Source organism: Streptomyces wuyuanensis, from assembly GCF_900103455.1.
GTDB lineage: Bacteria > Actinomycetota > Actinomycetes > Streptomycetales > Streptomycetaceae > Streptomyces > Streptomyces wuyuanensis.
The window spans coordinates 63520-79207 of record NZ_FNHI01000019.1; the positions used below are offsets into that span (position 1 = coordinate 63520).

Sequence of the window (15688 nt, forward strand, 5' to 3'; positions counted from 1 at the left end):
GGGCGGTCGTACGGGGACGGGCGGGCGGTCGTACGGGGGCGGCGGGGGCGGCCGTGTCGCGCGGCGGCTAGGAGTCGGTGTCGCGCGTGTCCGACCAGGCCTCCCACAGCGCCGCGTAGGGGCCCTGGGCGGCGCGCAGTTCGTCGTGGGTGCCGGACTCGACGATCCGCCCGGCTTCCATGACCACGATCCGGTCGGCCGCCGCCGCCTGGCTCAGCCGGTGGGCGACGACGAGTGCCGTCCGGCCGTCCACGGCGCGTGCCACCGCCTTCTCGAGCGCGCGCGCTCCCGCACTGCCCGCTTCGGCGGTCGCTTCGTCGAGGATCACGAGCGGCGGATCGGCGAGGATCAGCCGGGCGAGGGCGAGGGCCTGCGTCCTCGCCCCGTCGAGCCGGTGTCCGCCGTCCCCGACGACGGTGGCGAGACCGTCGGGGAGTTCCTCCGCCCAGACGAGGGCGTCGACGCGGTCGAGCGCCGCGCGCAGTTCCTCGTCGGTCGCGTCGGGTCTGGCCAGCCGCAGGTCTTCGGCGAGCGGGCCCGTGAAGACATGGGTTTCCTGGGTGACCAGGGCCACGGTGCCGCCTGCGGCGACCGGCCCGAGTTCCGTCGGCGGGGCTCCTCCCACCAGGACCGCCCCCGTGGTCGGCGGCTGGATGCCGGCGATCAGCCTGGCGAGAGTGGTCTTGCCCGCGCCGCTGGCGCCGACCAGTGCCACCCGCTCGCCCTGACGGATGGTCAGGTCGATGTCGTGCAGCACGGGGTGTCCCGGCCGGTAGGCATGGCCCACGCCGCGCACGGTGACGTCGCTGCCGCCTGCCACCCGGGGGCCCTTCGCGTTCCCCGGCGCCGGCCCGTCGGTGACGCCGACGAGCCGGACCAGGCTCGCGTGGGCGGACTGGGCGTCGTCGAGCAGGACCAGCGCCGCGTTGACCGGGGTGAAGAGGCTGTGGAAGTAGAGGGCGGCCGCGGTCGCGGTGCCGATGGACGCCGTCCCCTGGCGGACCAGCCAGTAGCCGGTGACCAGGACCGCGGCGAGGCCCAGGTATTCGGCGATGTGCAGCCTGCCGTAGAAGCCGAGCACCAGCCGCACACCGCGCATCGTCAGCCCGACGACCGACCGGGACCGCTCGGTGACCCGCCGGGTGTGCTCCCGCTCCAGGCGGAAGGCGCGCAGTGTGGAGCTTCCGCCGATGGTGTCGAGCAGCTGCTGCTGCTGGGCGCTTCCGGCCACGCGCTGCTCGGCGTAGAGCGGCACCGCGCGGCGCACGTACCAGCGGGCGGTGAGCGCCTGGACGGGCACCGCGATCAGTGCGGCGAGCAGGAACCTCCAGTCGAGCAGGGCGAGCGCCCCGAAGGTGAGGACGATGGTGAGGAGCGAACGGGCCAGCTCGGGCAGTGCGTTGCGGACGGCCTCGGCGATCAGGGACACATCGGCGGTGACGCGGGCCGTGAGGTCCCCGGCGCCCGCCTTCTCGACCCGGTCGAGCGGCAGCTGGAGAGCCCGCTCGACGAACCGCTCGCGCAGCCTGGCCAGCGTCGTCTCGCCCAGCCGGGAGATCAGGGACAGCCCGAGCCCGGTGGTGACGCCCTGGGCCACGGCGACGGCCACGAGCAGCGCGGCGGTGAGGGTGATGGCGTCGGACGGCCCTCGCTCCGCGGCGAGGTCGACGATCCGGCCCAGCAGCGGCTGGACGAGAAGGCCCACGGCGGTGGCGGCGGTCATGACCGCGAAGGCGGTCACCGCCAGGGTGCGTTGCGGACGCAGCAGCCGGGCGACGGCGGCGCGGGTCCTGGCCGGGGTGGCCACGGGGAGCAGCGGTCCGCTCGCTTGGGGCTCGCGGGCGGCCGTGTCACGGCCGGCGGCCGGGGACTCCGTCATGCGAACACCGCCGTCCGGTAGTCGGCGTGGGTGCCGACGAGGTGTCCGTGGTCGCCGGCGGCCGCCACCCGGCCGTTCCGAAGGAGGACGACGCGGTCGGTGACGGCGAGGAGCGCGGGGCTGTTGGTGACGAGGACGGTCGTCCGGCCCCTGCGGAGCTCCTTGATGCCTGCGGCCATCCGCATCTCGGTGACGGCGTCGACGGCGGTGGAGGGCTCGTGGAGGACGAGGACGGGAGCGTCGGCCGCCAGGGCCCTGGCCAGGGCGACGCGCTGGCGCTGGCCGCCGGACAGCGAGCGTCCCCGGGCGGTGACCGCGGTGCCGGTGCCGTCGGGCAGGGAGCGCGCGACCTCGTCGGTGCCCGAAGCGGCCATCGCGGCGGCGGGGGTCACGGGGCCCTGCCCGCCTGCAGGTGCGGCGGCGGCGACGTTGTCGAGGAGCGTTCCCTCGAACAGGTCCGCATCGTGCTCGGCCACGAGGATCACCCCGCGTGCCTGTGCCAGGTCCAGCGTGGTGAGGGCTCTTCCGTCGAGTTCGACGGAGCCCCGGTCGGGGTCCGTGCGCCGGCCCAGGCAGTGCAGCAGCGCCGAGGCGTCCGCGGGGTTCGCGGCGACGACGCCGACGGTCTCCCCCGCCTCGATGTCGATGTCCACCGCGTCCAGTGGGCCGTACGAGAGATCGCGCAGACGCAGGCGGCCTTCGGCGGCGAGCGGCCGCGCGGCGGCGTCGGGCGTGCGTGGCGGCACCGTGCTCACGGCGGGGCGTGCGCCGAGTACTGCGGCGATGCGTGCGGCCGACGCGCGGCCCTGGGCGAGCTCGGCGTTGACCCAGGAGAACTCGGAGAGCGGGCCGATGAGGAAGAGGGCGAGCGCGACGCACGACACGAGCTCGCCGATCCCGATGTCGCCGCGGGCGGCGAGCCGGCCGCCGACGAGCGCGACAAGGGCGATGAAGGCACCGGTCAGGAGCGTCACGACCCCGTTCTGCCAGGCCTCGGCGCGGGCCGCTCGCAGGGTCGCGGACAGTGAGTCGCGGCTGATGCCCCGGTAGCGGGCCGTCGCGGCGGGCTCTGCGCCGATGCCCTTCAGGACGCGGAGTCCGGCCACGAGGTCGGCGGCCACGCCCGAGGCGTGCGCCGCGCACTCCTGTTCGGTCTCGCTGCGCCGCTCCAGCGGCTTGCTCAGCAGGTGTCCCAGCCACAGCAGCAGCGGGGTGCCGAGCAGTACGAGCAGACCGAGACCGACGGACATCCTCAGCAGGAAGACGGCACCCACCACGAGACCCACGGCCGCGCCGGCGCCGACGATCAGGGCCATGGTCACGGCGCCGACCCGTTTGGCGTCCTCGGTGGCGATGTTCGCCAGTTCGCCCGGCAACCGGCCGTCCTCGGCGCCGCCTTCGGGTGCGAGGACGCGCTCGACCAGTGCGACGCGGAGCAGATGTGCCGCGGTCACGGAGGCGCGTTCGCCGGCGAGGGCGCCGTACCGGAAACCGAAGGAAAGCCCGACGTAGACGACGGCGAGTACGCCGAGCCACAGCATCAGTCCAGCGGCATCCCCTTCGACGACTCCCTGATCGACGGCCAGTCCGATGAGGACGGGGACGATGGCCTCGCCGCCCTGATGGCACGCCCCGAGGAGCACGCCGAGCGCGACGGAGCGCCGCCGGCCGCGGACCACGGACCGCAGCACGTCCCGTCCCCTGAGCTCCGGCTTCCCCACGCATCCCCTCCGGATACGGCTCAGAAGTGCCCAGGAACCGCATGACAACTTAGGCAAGGCTAACCATCTTTGATGGCCTTCGCCACCCTTCCGGAGCGGAAGTCCCCGATCGCCGCGAGGCAGTCGGGCGGCCGCGCGCCGCTCGGGTCGCCGCCGGGTCGTCCGGCACCGGATGCCCGCCGCCACACCGTCGGCCGCGCCGCCTACCGACGTGCGGATCGCGCCACTTCGCCGATACAGGCTTCTTCTGGCAGGGCCTGCCCGAGCGTAAGGTCGTGCCGCTGGTCCCGCCCGCTCACCCGAAGCGCAGGAGAGGACTCTTCCCTGCTCTGCACGAGGATCACCAACGCCCGCATCGTCACGATGGATCCGGCCCGTCCGCTCGCCCGCGAACTCGGCGTCTGGCAGGGGCGCGTCGTCGGGCTGGACGAGGACGTCGCCGGGCTGACGGCACGTCGTACGGTCGACCTGGACGGCGCCGCGGTACTGCCCGGCTTCATCGACAGCCATGTTCATCTGGCCTGGGCAGGGCTCAAGGCGTCGGCGCCGGCCGTGGCGCCCGGCGCCCGGGCCGACGACGTGCTGCAGGCGGTCGCCGAGGCCGTGACGCGGGTACCGGCCGGCGGCTGGGCGGACCTCGGCGGCTTCGACCGGCGCACGCTCGACCGCCCGTTGACGGCCGCCGACCTGGACGCCGTGAGCGACGGGCGCAGGGTCTTCCTCGGGGACGTCTCGGGTCACGCCTGCCTGGTGAACTCGGCGGTGCTGGAGCGACTTCCCGCCTGGGCGGTCCACCCCGACGGCTTCCTCGTCGAGGAGGCGATGGGGGCCGCGCTGCAGTCCAGGCCGGCGCACTCGCTCGAAGAACTGGCAGCGGCCGTCGAGCGCGCGGCCCGCGTGTGCCGTGCCGAAGGGATCACCGGCTGCGCGGAGGCAGGCATCGGCGGGCAGATGTTCGGCCGGGGGCCCGTCGAGGCCGCGGCCTACCAACTGGCGCGGGAGTAGGGCCGGCTGACGCTCCGCGTCCAGCTGATGGTGTCGGCCGACGCCCTCCGCCCGGTCGACACGGCACCGGAGGACACCACGTCGCGGGCGCTCTCGCTGGGGCTGCGCACCGGGTTCGGCGGCGGAGCGCTGTCGCTCGGAGCCCTGAAGGTCTGGGCGGACGGCGGGATGATGGCCCGTACGGCCGCACTCACCAGTCCCTACCGGGAAGGCGGCTCCGGCTCCGGCTCCGGCCAACTGCTGAGCTCTCCGGAGGCGTTGGAGGCCACGATCGTCGAGGGACACCTCGCGGGCTGGCAGCTGGCCGTGCACGCCATCGGCGACCGCGCCGTCGACGTGGCCCTGGACGCCCTGGAGGAGGCGCAGAAACTGCGCCCCCGTCCGGACGCGCGCCACCGCGTCGAGCACGCGGGCCTGGTGCGCCCGGACCACAGCTGCCCCGGATGGCCGCCCTCGGCGTCACCTGCGTCGTCCAGCCGGGCTTCCTCCGCCACTACGGGGACGACTACGCCTCCGTCATGGGTGAGGAGAGGGAGGGATGGCTCTACCGCGGCCGCGCCTTCCTCGACCACGGCGTGCGACTGGTGGCCAGCTCCGATCGCCCCGTGGCCGACGGATCGCCGCTCGGGCCGTCCAGTTCATGGTCGAACGAGCCTCGCTGTCCGGTCGCCCGATCGGACCCGACGAGGCGATCACGGTGGAGGAGGCGCTGCGCTCGTACACGACCGAGGCGGCGCGCGCCTGCCACTGGGACTCCGACGCGGGCAGCATCACCCCCGGAAAGCGTGCGGACCTCGTGGTGCTGGGGGACGATCCGCTGCGGACCGATGCGTCCCGGATCGGCGACATCGAGGTCGTCCGTACGTTTCTGGAGGGCGACGACGTCCACTGAGGAGAGCCGTCGGCTGCCGGGCGGGCGTCGGTGCGGGACCCGTTCCTCATGGTGGAGCCGGCCCGCATCCGTGTCACGGCCCCGGGATGCCGGGCGCCCCGGTGGCCCCGCTCCTCGGCAGACCTGACACGATGGGCGCCACCGCACGGGCCCCGGCCGGTGCCAGCCCATCACGGTCGTTCCGACACGGAGGCGTACATGAGCGCAGGCCCTCGAGTGGGCGAGCAGATCGCCGACTTCTCGCTGCCCGGCGGTGTCCTGGTGGGCGACTCGTTCGAGCGCCGCGAGTTCACCGCATCCGGGCAGTCGGGCACACCACTGGTGCTCGCCTTCTACCCGGGCGACGACACTCCGGTGTGCACCAAGCAGCTGTGCTCGTACTCCAGCGGACTGGAGGCGTTCGAGGACTGCGGCGCGCTGGTGTGGGGCATCAGCCCGCAGAGCGTGGACAGCCACGAAGCCTTCGCCCGGAAGCACTCACTGCGCATCCCGCTGCTCGCCGACACCGACCGCGCGGTGTCCAGGGCGTTCGGGGTCAGCGCCCCGGGCTTCGGCCTGCGCCGCGCGGTGTTCCTGATCGCCCCGGACGGAACCCTCCACTGGAAGCACGTCTCCCTCCTCGGCATGACGTTCCAGAGCGTGTCGACTCTCTCCGCCCACCTGGAGAAGATGGGGAAGCACCGTTCCCGATAGGCCTGCCCGAGCCGGCGGGGCCCGGCGGCTGCGGCGGTCGAGGCACCGTGATCCGGATTCACCTGACACCTCCGAGGATGCCCCGGTCTTCAGGCCGGGGAGGAATCGGACCCCTGCGGAGCAGGGCAAGGAAAGAGCAATCGCCGTCAGGGCGATTGGTCGTCTGCCGAGTCGCTGCCGCGCCCGGCCTCAAGCCGGTGCAGGATCTCGGAGTTGAGGGACCTGCGGGCGGACTTGGCCTGAGAGACCAGCCACTCGTGCAGGTCGGCGGGCAGCCTGAGCGTGATGCGCACTTCATGATCCATGCCCTCAATCGTAGTGGCAGAATGGTGGCATGACGACACCGCAGCTATCGGGGGGGCGCCGGGCATGCCCGGTACACCTACCGGCTTCGCGTGTCGTCGCCGCCCGCACTGGCCTCGAAGCCGAGTGGGCGCGCTGCCGGTGGGTGTGGAACGAGGGCGTGGCCGTGTCCCGCAAGGCCCACGCGGCGAACCAGGGCGCCGCCGAGAAGACGACGTGCGGACCGGCGCAGCTCGACAAGATGCTGACCGAGGCCCGCAACGCCATGGCCTGGCTGCGTGAGGGTGCCTCGGTGCCGCAGCAGCAGACCATCCGCGATTTCGCCAAGTCCCGCGCCAAGGCGCTCAAGGACATCAAGGCGAAGCTGCCGCTCCGGCAGCGTGCCGGGATGCCCCGCATCAAGCGGAAGCGAGACGCGCTGCCGACGCTGAACTACACGATGCGCGGGTTCCGGCTGAAGGACGGCCGCCTCCACATCGCGGGCGGCATCGCCCTGACGGTCGTCTGGTCCCGCGAACTCCCGGCCGCACCCAGCAGCGTGCGGGTCCACCAGGACTTTGTCGGGCACTGGTACGCGTCGTTCGTCGTCGCCACCGAAGCACAGCCGCTCCCGGCAACGGGTGCCGTACTCGGTGTGGACTGGGGCGTGAAGGAGACCGCCACCACCACGTCCGACGCCCACGACCTCCCGCACGCCGAGCACGGCAGGCGTGCGGCGCAGCGCCTCGCCCACTACCAGCGGATGATGGCCCGCCGTAAGCCCGCGCGCGGACAAGCCGCCTCCAAGGGCTACCGCGAAGCCCGGAAGCAGACCGCGAAGCTCCACAAGAAGGTGGCCCGGCAGCGGCAGGACACCGCCCGCAAGTGGGCCAAGCGCGTCGTCCGCGACCACGACGCAATCGCTGTGGAGGACTTCCGGCCGAAGTTCCTCAGCCGCACCACCATGGCCCGCAAGGCCGCTGACGCGGCGATCGGCGCTACCAAGACGGCCCTGATCGAGATGGGCCGCAAGCATGCACGGGACATCCGTCTCGTGCATCCCGCGCACACCACCATGGATTGCGCGTCGTGCGGAGCGAGAACCAAGCACGCACTTCCTCTCTCGGAACGTACCTACACCTGCACCGCGTGCGGAGTCGTCTCCCCTCGGGATAAGAACTCCGCGCGCGTGATGCTGGTCCGGGCTGGTCTCAACCCGGCTGGTGCTGATCGTGTAAGAGCCGGCGGACCGCTGGTCCCCAGCCAACGTGAGCCAGGAATCCCCGTCCCTTAGGGCGGGGAGGATGTCAAAGAAGACGACCGCGACAGGGCCCGTGCAGCGACTGCAGGACGCCTACGCCCAAGGGCACCTCTCGCACGAGGAGTTGGACGAGCGCCTTCACCGGCTGCTCGTCGCCAGGACGCACGGCGAGCTCGTGTCGACGCTGGCCCCACTCCCGGAGGAGGTTGCGGCCACCCCGTCCACGATCGCCGTCGCGGGCGGACGGATCCGGCGGCGCGGTGCATGGCGAGTGCCCCGGTTCCTCAAGGTCGAGTCCGCATACGGAAGGGTGCACCTGGACCTGTCCCGGGCGGTCATCGAGCATCCGGTGATCGCCATCGAGTTGCACCTCGGCACCGGCAAGGCCAAGATCACGGTGCCTCGCGACGCGATCGTCGACGCCGAGGACGTGCGAACCGGGTGGAAGGACACGCTCTACAGGACCCGGCGGCGCACCCGCCCCGGCGGGCCGACGATCCGGATCTCCGGGGCCATGGGGTTCGGACGCCTGAAGATCCGCCACGCGTGGCGTTGACGGCGCGTCCGTCCTGCCCGGGCACCGCTGTAACCACTGGAGTCACCTAGCCGGTCAAGATCCCGTCGCGCCAGTCCTCGGGCACCCCTCGTCCGGCCCCTGGGCGGCGGCGCATACTCGGTGGTGAGGGGTGGGAAGCAAATTCCGCCTGGAGTGTGAGCCAGATGCCAGGGACCCGTTCTCGTTCACGGTATGCAGCCGACCGGGGACTGACCACCCGCATGGTGACGACCATGTTCCTGATCGGGCTGCTGTACGTCGTCTTCGTGGGCGTTCTGCTGGCCGTCCTCCGGGACTCCTGGCCGATCGTGCTGGTCATCGCGGGCGGCCTGTTCGTCGCGCAGTTCTGGTTCAGCGACCGGATCGCCGCGTACAGCATGGGCGCGCGCGAGGTCACCCCCGAGCAGGCGCCCGAGTTGCACGGAGCCGTGGACCGCATCTGCGCCCTCGCCGACATGCCCAAGCCCCGCGTGGCCATCGCCGACAGTGACGTGCCGAACGCGTTCGCCACCGGCCGCGGCGAGAAGACGGCCCTCGTCTGCGCCACCACCGGACTCCTCCGCCGCCTGGAGCCGGAGGAGCTGGAGGGTGTGATCGCGCACGAGCTGTCGCACGTCGCCCACCGCGATGTCGCGGTGATGACCGTCGCCTCGTTCCTCGGTGTGCTCGCGGGCATGATGGCCCGTGTATGGCTCTACAGCGGGCTGGGCCGCAGCAGCCGCGACAGCAACACCGCCATCGCGGTGCTGGTCGTCCCGCTGGTGAGCGCCGTCGTCTATGTGATCAGCTTCCTGCTGACCCGGCTGCTGTCCCGTTACCGGGAGCTGTCCGCCGACCGCGCCGCCGCGCTCCTGACCGGTCGCCCGTCGGCGCTGGCTTCGGCGCTGACCAAGGTGACCGGCCAGATGGCCAGGATCCCGACGCAGGACCTGCGCAAGGCGGAGCCGTTCAACGCCTTCTGGTTCGCCCCGGCGTTCTCCTCCAAGGAGAGTCTGGGCAGGCTGCTCTCCTCGCATCCGACGCTGGAGCAGCGCCTGGACCAGCTGGGCAGGATCTCGCTGCAGCTCGGCCGCTCGTGACCCGTCCCGTACGCCCGCTCACTCCACCCGCTCCACCCGAGGAAGGGACTCCGCCCATGGGACTCCTCGACGCCATCCTGGGCCGCGGCAAGCCGGTACCGCCCGACCTCGACCGGCTCTTCGGTCTGCCCGCTGCGGCGATCACCCTCCAGGCGGGAGCCGGGTTCGTGCCGACCGGGGCCGGGTCGGTGTGCTTCGCCGGTGTCGAGGGCGGGGCCTTCGCAAGGGTCCGGGACGACGTTCGCGACCTGCTCGACGCCGACACCGACCGGGGCGGGACTCCGGTGGCGTTCACCCGGGACGCGTACGGGTACACCTGGCTCCTGGCCCGGCACCCGGCCGACGACACGGCCTCCCTGGTCAACGACCTGCATGCCGTCAACACCCTGCTCCAGGACGCCGGCTTCGGCCCGCACCTGCTCTGCTCGCTGGTCGGATTCCGCGACACCGCGGCCGAAAGGGACCTCGCCCTGGTGTACCTCTACAAACGCGGCTCCTTCTATCCCTTCGTTCCCCTGCCCGGAACGGCCGAGAAGCGCGACAACGCCCTGGAGCTCCAGGTCCGGGCGCTGCTCGCGGACGACCTGCCGATCGAGGACGATCTGAGCCGGTGGTTCCCGCTGTGGGGCGCGCCCGGAATCGGCGCAGCCGAGGAAGGCGACGGGAACGGTTGACCACCGGGCACCCGGCGGAGACGCGCCGCTCCGTCCCGCCGGCGCCGTTCGTGGCTGCACGCGCCCGGCCGTGCGAGCCGGGACCGCCCGGCGCGCCCCTCGCGGCACCCCCCGGTAAGGGCGTTTGCACGCCTCTGGCAGTGACGTCAGAATCGGAACCAAGGGACTTGTGGCCTCCTGCGGAGGACCACGCGCCGCGCGCTGCGAGGCCGGCATTTCGCCGACGGAAGGTGGGCGGGCATGCGGCACTACGATCTGGTGGTTCTGGGCATGGGCAGCGGCAACATGCTGCTCGACGACGAAATCGCCCATCTGCGCACCGCGGTCGTGGAGCCCGACCGCTTCGGCGGGACCTGTCTCAACCGGGGCTGCATTCCGAGCAAGATGTTCGTCGTCACGGCCGACGCGGTCGAGGGCGCGCGGGCGGCTGCGCGGCTCGGCGTCGACGCGACCGTCGACCGGGTCGACTGGAAGGCCGTCCGCGACCGGGTGTTCGGCCGCATCGACCCGCTGCACGACAGCGCGGTGAACTACCGCAGGGAGCACGGTGTCGACGTGTACACCGAGGAGGGACGCTTCGTCGCGCCGAAGGTGCTGCAGGTCGGGGCGGAGCAGCTCACCGCCGACACGTTCGTCCTCGCCGTCGGGTCACGGCCCCTGGTGCCGGACGTGCCCGGCCTCGACGCCGTGCCCTTCCACACGTCGGACACCGTCATGCGGATCGACGACGTCCCGTCGTCCATGGTCGTCATCGGCGGAGGCTTCGTCGCGGCCGAGTTCAGCCATGTCTTCGGTTCGTTCGGCACCGGCGTGACCATCGTGCAGCGCGGGCCGCGTCTGCTGACGTCTGAGGACGAGCAGGTGTCGGCGCGTTTCACCGAACTCGCCTCGCGGCGGCACCGCGTACTCCTCGACACCGTGGTCGCCTCCGTCGCCCAGGACGGGGGCGGCGTTGCCGTCACGGTGAACGGTCCGGACGGCGACGAGGTCCTGCGGGCGGCGACGCTGCTGGTGTGCGTCGGCCGCCGCCCCAACACCGACCGGCTGGACGCGGCCGCCGGAGGACTGGAACTGGACGAGCACGGCCACATCGCGGCCGACGAGGCCTACCGGACATCGGTGCCGGGGGTCTGGGCACTCGGCGACGTGGTCAACCACTTCCAGCTCAAGCACATGGCGAACGCCGAGTCGCGGATCGTGCGGCACAACATGGTCCATCCGGAGGACCTTCGCACGCTGACCAACAGGGTTGCGCCGCATGCCGTGTTCACCAGCCCGCAGATCGCCGCGGTCGGGCTGACCGAGCAGGAGGCGCGGCGCCGCGGGATCCCGTACCTGGCCAGTGTGCGCGACTACGCGGACACCGCGTACGGCTGGGCGTTGGAGGACACCACCAGCTTCGTGAAGGTCCTGGCCGATCCACGGGAGCGGACGATCCTCGGCGCCCACATCATCGGCCCTCAGGCCGCCACGCTCATCCAGCCGCTGATCCAGGCCATGGCCCTGGGGCAGACGGTGGACCAGGTCGCCCGGGAGGCGCTGTACATCCACCCCGCCCTCACCGAGGCCGTCGAACAGGCCCTGCTGGGGCTGTAGTCGGCGCCTCCGCGGCGTCCATGGACGAGGAGGCACGTGGTGGGACCGGATGACGTGTCTCCGGTTCCACCGGCGTCGGGCATGGGGAACGGGCGGGGCGACCGAGGCCGCCCCGCCCGTCGGGTCGCCCCGCCAGGTGTCCGTCAGCGCAGGCCGAAGGCCCGGGTGATGGTCTGGGAGACGCTGTTGCCGGCACCGTCCGATGCGGTGACCCGGAGGCTGACGAAGCCTGCCGACCTGGGCGCGTGCAGACTCGTGCGCCACGCCTCACCACGGCGGTCCACGGCGTGCCGCTGCCAGGTCGCCCCGTCGTCGTACGAGACCTCGACGGAGACCTTCCCGATCGACGCCGTGGTTCCGGGCAGGTGCGAGGGTGTCACCGTCAGCGCGGCGCGCCGGTCGGCCCGGCCCGTCCTGTCCGTGTCCACGCCGTAGTCGAGCTGGATCAGCGGCAGGGCCTCGGCCGACTCGCTCCCGGTGGCCGCCGACGTGAACCGCCACTCGGTCGTCGTGTGCGTCGAGTACGGATGGGCCCAGTCGCCCCGGTCGTTGTCGACCACCAACCGGTAGGGCTGCCGCTCCGCCGCGAGGCCGGGGACCTGCAGCCTCTCCGCGTTGCCCCAGTCGAGTTGCCGGTCGCCCTGGTAGAGGGTCATCGAGTTCTTCACGTCGAAGTTTCCGAGGGCTTCGCCGACATGGCCGGCGCCGGAGTCGCCCCAGCCGGGCGCCGGGATGTACACGGTGTCGAGGTAGCGCACCGGCTGATAGCCGATCGGGCCCATGCGGGGGCGCTGGATCGGGCCGAACCAGTGGGCCCTGCCGGGCTTTCCGGCCGGGTAGCGCAGCACGTTCAGGGAATGCTGCCCGGTCTCCGTGGGGATGAAGGCGTCCTCCAGCCAGGCGGCTTCGGCCGTGACCCAGTCGGTGCGCTCTCCCTGGGCGGGAGCCGTGAGCTGGTTCCCGACGACCCAGCCCCGCCAGACATCGGCGCGGAACTCGTTCGCCTTGCCGGGACGGTGGTTGCGGAAGGAGACGTCCACCCGGCCCACGTCGCGCGGCCCGATGCGCCAGGTCGGGTCGGCCGGCACGGCGCCGGACCAGTGGTGGACCACGTCGTAGAGGTAGTCGGTGGTGGGCTGAGAGGTGACCTTGAGCGTGGTGGAGCCGCGCCGGATCGCCTCGATCAGCGCGTCGCCCCGGTCGGCGTCGAGCGTCGCCACCGTCAGGGGTGCCGGGCTGTGCGGGCTCCAGGGAGACTCGTCCCAGGGCCCCAGCCGGCCGAGTCCGTCGTTGACGACCAGGAGCATCCGCGCGCCCGCGGCAGCGGCGGCGGCCGCCTGCTCCCGGATCTCCACGGTGTCGCTGCGCCGTACCACCACGGCCTTGCCCCGCACGTCGCGCAGGGCCGGCTCCCGGGACGAACCCTCGCCGGCGAAGACCGCCTTCAGGGTCCGGGTTCCTGCGGGCAGGGGCTCGGCCGCGCGCTTGACCAGCAGGTCGCCGTAGCTCCGCGAGCCCGCGCCGATGGTCAGCGCGGGCTGCTCGAGCCGGAACCGGGCGCCGAACTCGAACTCTCCGTCGGTGACCTTCCGTCCGGTCGGCAGTGCCCAGATGCTGTCGTAGGACTCGTCGGGCAGCATGGACGACTCGACCAGGCTGTCGCCGAACGACCGGTGGACGTCCAGCCGGGGAGCGACAGCGGTCGTCTGCCTCGGCACCTGCGCCAGGATCCGACGGGCCTTCCGGCCGTCGAGGGTGACGGTGCGGTCCCGGTCCAGCCGGACGTCGTTGAAGCCGAGCAGCGCCATGCCCAGCGAACGCGGCCCGTTGGCCCCTCGCACGTCGGCGGTCAGCCATCCGCTGTAGGTGCCGACGGGAAGCCGTGCGGTGCCGGTGCCGGACGCGTCGAGGTCCATCACCGTGAAGAGACCGGCGGCGGTGAGGAGGACCCGGCCTGCCAGCGGCTTGCCGGACCGGTCCTTGGCGACGACGGTCAGCGTCTGCCGCTGTCCCTCCTTCGCGGTGCCGATCAGGGTCCGGGCCCGGACCTTGCCGGTGCCGTCCCTGCCGTTGATCATGCCGCTGACCGTCCGGTCGGCCGGGAGCCGGTCCAGGTTCGCGGTCAGGGTGACCGAGGTGGTGCCGTGTGCGGGAATGGTGACCCGGTCCTCGGAGAGGGCGAACAGCCCGGCCGGGACGTCCGCATCGATCGCCAGGTCCAGCGCGACCGGGGCGTCACCGGTGTTGGTGTACGTCACCTTCCGTACGTCGGTCTCGCCCGGCTCGTGCGGCCAGGAGTGGAAACCCGAGGAGACCCCGGCGGTCGCGAAGACCGAGGTGCGCACCGCCGCGAGGGCGTCGAGCCGGCCGCCACCCGCCTGGTACGGGGTGTACGACGGCGTGGCCTTCGCGCTGCTGACCAGCGCCTCCTTCAGCTGCGAGCCGGTCCAGTCCGGGTGGGCGGCGGCGAGCAGCGCGGCGGCGCCGGCGACGTGCGGTGTCGCCATCGACGTACCGCTCATCGTGGTGTAGTAGCCCGAGCCGCCCCGCCGGTGGTGGGAGCGGGCCGCGAGGATGTCGACTCCTGGTGCGGTGATCTCGGGCTTCAGCCCTCCGTCGCCGTCACGCGGGCCCTGGCTGGAGAACTCGGCGAGGCGGTCCTCGGAGTCGACGGCTCCGACGGTCAGTGCGGCGTCCGCGGCCCCGGGGCTGTTGATGGATTGCGGGCCGCCGTTGCCGGCCGCGATCACGAACAGCGCCCCGGTCTCGCGGCTGAGCCGGTTGACCGCCTCGCTCATCGGGTCGGTGCCGTCGCCGCTGCCGCCCAGGCTCATGCTGACGATCCTGGCCTTCTGGTCGCGGGCGGCCCATTCCATGCCCGCGATGATCCAGGACGCCTCTCCCCCGCCGTCGGCGTCGAGGACCTTCCCGACGGACAGGCGGGCGCCGGCGGCGACGCCTCGCTCCTTGCCGTCCGACGCGCTGCCGGTGCCGGCGACGGTCGAGGCGACATGCGTGCCGTGGCCGTGGTAGTCGGTCATCTCCGGCTCGTACGGGACGAAGCTGGCGGTGTCGTCGACCTGCCCGGCGAGATCCGGGTGCTCGGCGTCGAGACCGGTGTCGAGCACGGCCACCTTCACGCCCTTGCCGGTGTTGCCCTCAGCCCAGACCTGCTGGGCACCGATCTGGGCGGTCGAGTCCGCCAGGCTGGCCTTCACCTTGGCGTCCAGCCAGACCTTGGCGACTCCACCCGCGAAGGCCGGTCCGGCCGTCCGGGCGGCCGTGGAAGAGCCGCCGGTGAGCGCCGACCAGAACGCGGGAGCCTGCGCGCGGTTCTGTGCGAGGGCCGCGCCCTGGATGCTTCCGAGCCGGCGGACGACCGTCGAGCCCGGCATCTTCGGCTGGGTGCGGGACTCGGCGGCGGCATCGGTGTAACTCACGATGAGCGGCAGCCTGGAGGAGTGCGCGTCGTCGTAGCCGTCGGCTATCAGCCGGGTGACGTTGAACAGTTGCCTGTCCAGTTTCCCCGCGCTGACGTACGGCAGGACGGAGTCGGGATAGACGTACGTCGAGCCGTCGACGACGGCTCGGTGGAAGCCGCCGGTGGTTCCGTTCGCTCCCTGGAAGGAGCGAACGGCCGTGCCGTCGGACGCGGTTCCGATCGTGACCTTGTCACCGGTGATCAGGGTGACGGTGTGCGTGCCGCCGGCCGCGGGTGGCCGGGACGCGGCGCCGGCCGGCGGTACCGGCCCGGACGGGTTCCCGGGCGAAGCTGCGGCCGGCAGGACGCCCATGGCCAGGGCGGCGACCGCGGCGAGCGCGATCGGCCCTGACCTGGACATGGCAACGGCAGGCAAAGAAGACCCCCAGAGGGCGCGAAGGACGAGAGACGACCTGGATGATCGAGGGCGACTCGGGTCGCGCACAATGGGATTGGGCTGGCGCTCCCGCGCCATGGCGCAGGTTCGCCAAGGGGTGCGGCACCTCGCCGGACCCGCGGCCGGACGGTGCACGGGGTTCCGGCTACCCCGGGGGCCCGCCGGCCCGACC

General features: G+C 72.5%; 9 protein-coding genes and 2 pseudogenes. 7 read left to right on the top strand and 4 right to left on the bottom strand.

The window, feature by feature from the left end:
- Nucleotides 1-67 precede the first annotated feature (67 nt).
- Both BLT82_RS25385 and BLT82_RS25390 read right to left on the bottom strand, forming a co-directional pair.
- Complete coding sequence (locus BLT82_RS25385; protein ID WP_093658782.1) at nt 68-1879, bottom strand: ABC transporter ATP-binding protein; 1812 nt, start codon at nt 1877-1879, stop codon at nt 68-70.
- A complete protein-coding gene (locus BLT82_RS25390) occupies nt 1876-3600 on the bottom strand; it encodes an ABC transporter ATP-binding protein (RefSeq protein ID WP_093658784.1) in 1725 nt (574 codons plus the stop codon). The genes BLT82_RS25385 and BLT82_RS25390 overlap by 4 nt, the downstream gene beginning before the upstream one ends.
- Before the next feature lie 324 nt (nt 3601-3924).
- Between BLT82_RS25390 and BLT82_RS25395 the strand changes: the two are divergent.
- Nucleotides 3925-5497 (top strand): annotated as a pseudogene (locus tag BLT82_RS25395) (amidohydrolase).
- A gap of 198 nt (nt 5498-5695) precedes the next feature.
- On the top strand, nt 5696-6190 hold the full coding sequence (locus BLT82_RS25400; RefSeq protein WP_093658786.1) for a peroxiredoxin: 495 nt from the start codon (nt 5696-5698) through the stop codon (nt 6188-6190).
- 146 nt (nt 6191-6336) lie between these two features.
- Here BLT82_RS25400 and BLT82_RS25405 read toward each other — a convergent pair whose 3' ends face one another.
- The gene (locus BLT82_RS25405; RefSeq protein WP_093658788.1) at nt 6337-6495 is read right to left on the bottom strand and encodes an Arc family DNA-binding protein; all 159 of its coding nucleotides are present in this window, start codon (nt 6493-6495) and stop codon (nt 6337-6339) included.
- A 90-nt stretch (nt 6496-6585) separates the two neighbouring features.
- On the opposite strand from BLT82_RS25405, the pseudogene BLT82_RS25410 reads away from it, so the two are divergent.
- The 5 genes and pseudogenes from BLT82_RS25410 (at nt 6586) to BLT82_RS25430 (ending at nt 11638) form a co-directional block, all read left to right on the top strand.
- Nucleotides 6586-7766, top strand: a pseudogene (locus BLT82_RS25410) (RNA-guided endonuclease InsQ/TnpB family protein).
- Between the two features lie 10 nt (nt 7767-7776).
- Nucleotides 7777-8289, top strand: a complete 513-nt coding sequence (locus BLT82_RS25415) for a DUF1707 SHOCT-like domain-containing protein (RefSeq protein ID WP_093658790.1) — start codon at nt 7777-7779, stop codon at nt 8287-8289.
- A 164-nt stretch (nt 8290-8453) separates the two neighbouring features.
- On the top strand, nt 8454-9368 hold the full coding sequence (htpX, locus tag BLT82_RS25420) for a zinc metalloprotease HtpX (RefSeq protein WP_093658792.1): 915 nt from the start codon (nt 8454-8456) through the stop codon (nt 9366-9368).
- Nucleotides 9369-9424: 56 nt separating this feature from the next.
- Complete coding sequence (pspAB, locus tag BLT82_RS25425; protein ID WP_093658794.1) at nt 9425-10042, top strand: PspA-associated protein PspAB; 618 nt, start codon at nt 9425-9427, stop codon at nt 10040-10042.
- A 240-nt stretch (nt 10043-10282) separates the two neighbouring features.
- Complete coding sequence (locus BLT82_RS25430) at nt 10283-11638, top strand: mycothione reductase (protein ID WP_093658796.1); 1356 nt, start codon at nt 10283-10285, stop codon at nt 11636-11638.
- A gap of 143 nt (nt 11639-11781) precedes the next feature.
- Here the strand turns inward: BLT82_RS25430 and BLT82_RS25435 are convergent, their stop codons facing one another.
- Nucleotides 11782-15480 (bottom strand): S8 family serine peptidase, encoded by a 3699-nt coding sequence (locus BLT82_RS25435; RefSeq protein WP_093658798.1) that lies wholly within the window; start codon nt 15478-15480, stop codon nt 11782-11784.
- Between the last annotated feature and the right edge of the window lie 208 nt (nt 15481-15688).

Bases quoted from the DNA above. Each gene is read 5' to 3' on its own strand.
- BLT82_RS25385 (WP_093658782.1), bottom strand. From the start codon at position 1,879: ATGACGGAGTCCCCGGCCGCCGGCCGTGACACGGCCGCCCGCGAGCCC.
- BLT82_RS25400 (WP_093658786.1), top strand. From the start codon at position 5,696: ATGAGCGCAGGCCCTCGAGTGGGCGAGCAGATCGCCGACTTCTCGCTG.
- BLT82_RS25405 (WP_093658788.1), bottom strand. From the start codon at position 6,495: ATGGATCATGAAGTGCGCATCACGCTCAGGCTGCCCGCCGACCTGCAC.
- BLT82_RS25415 (WP_093658790.1), top strand. From the start codon at position 7,777: ATGTCAAAGAAGACGACCGCGACAGGGCCCGTGCAGCGACTGCAGGAC.
- htpX (WP_093658792.1), top strand. From the start codon at position 8,454: ATGCCAGGGACCCGTTCTCGTTCACGGTATGCAGCCGACCGGGGACTG.
- pspAB (WP_093658794.1), top strand. From the start codon at position 9,425: ATGGGACTCCTCGACGCCATCCTGGGCCGCGGCAAGCCGGTACCGCCC.
- BLT82_RS25430 (WP_093658796.1), top strand. From the start codon at position 10,283: ATGCGGCACTACGATCTGGTGGTTCTGGGCATGGGCAGCGGCAACATG.
- BLT82_RS25435 (WP_093658798.1), bottom strand. From the start codon at position 15,480: ATGTCCAGGTCAGGGCCGATCGCGCTCGCCGCGGTCGCCGCCCTGGCC.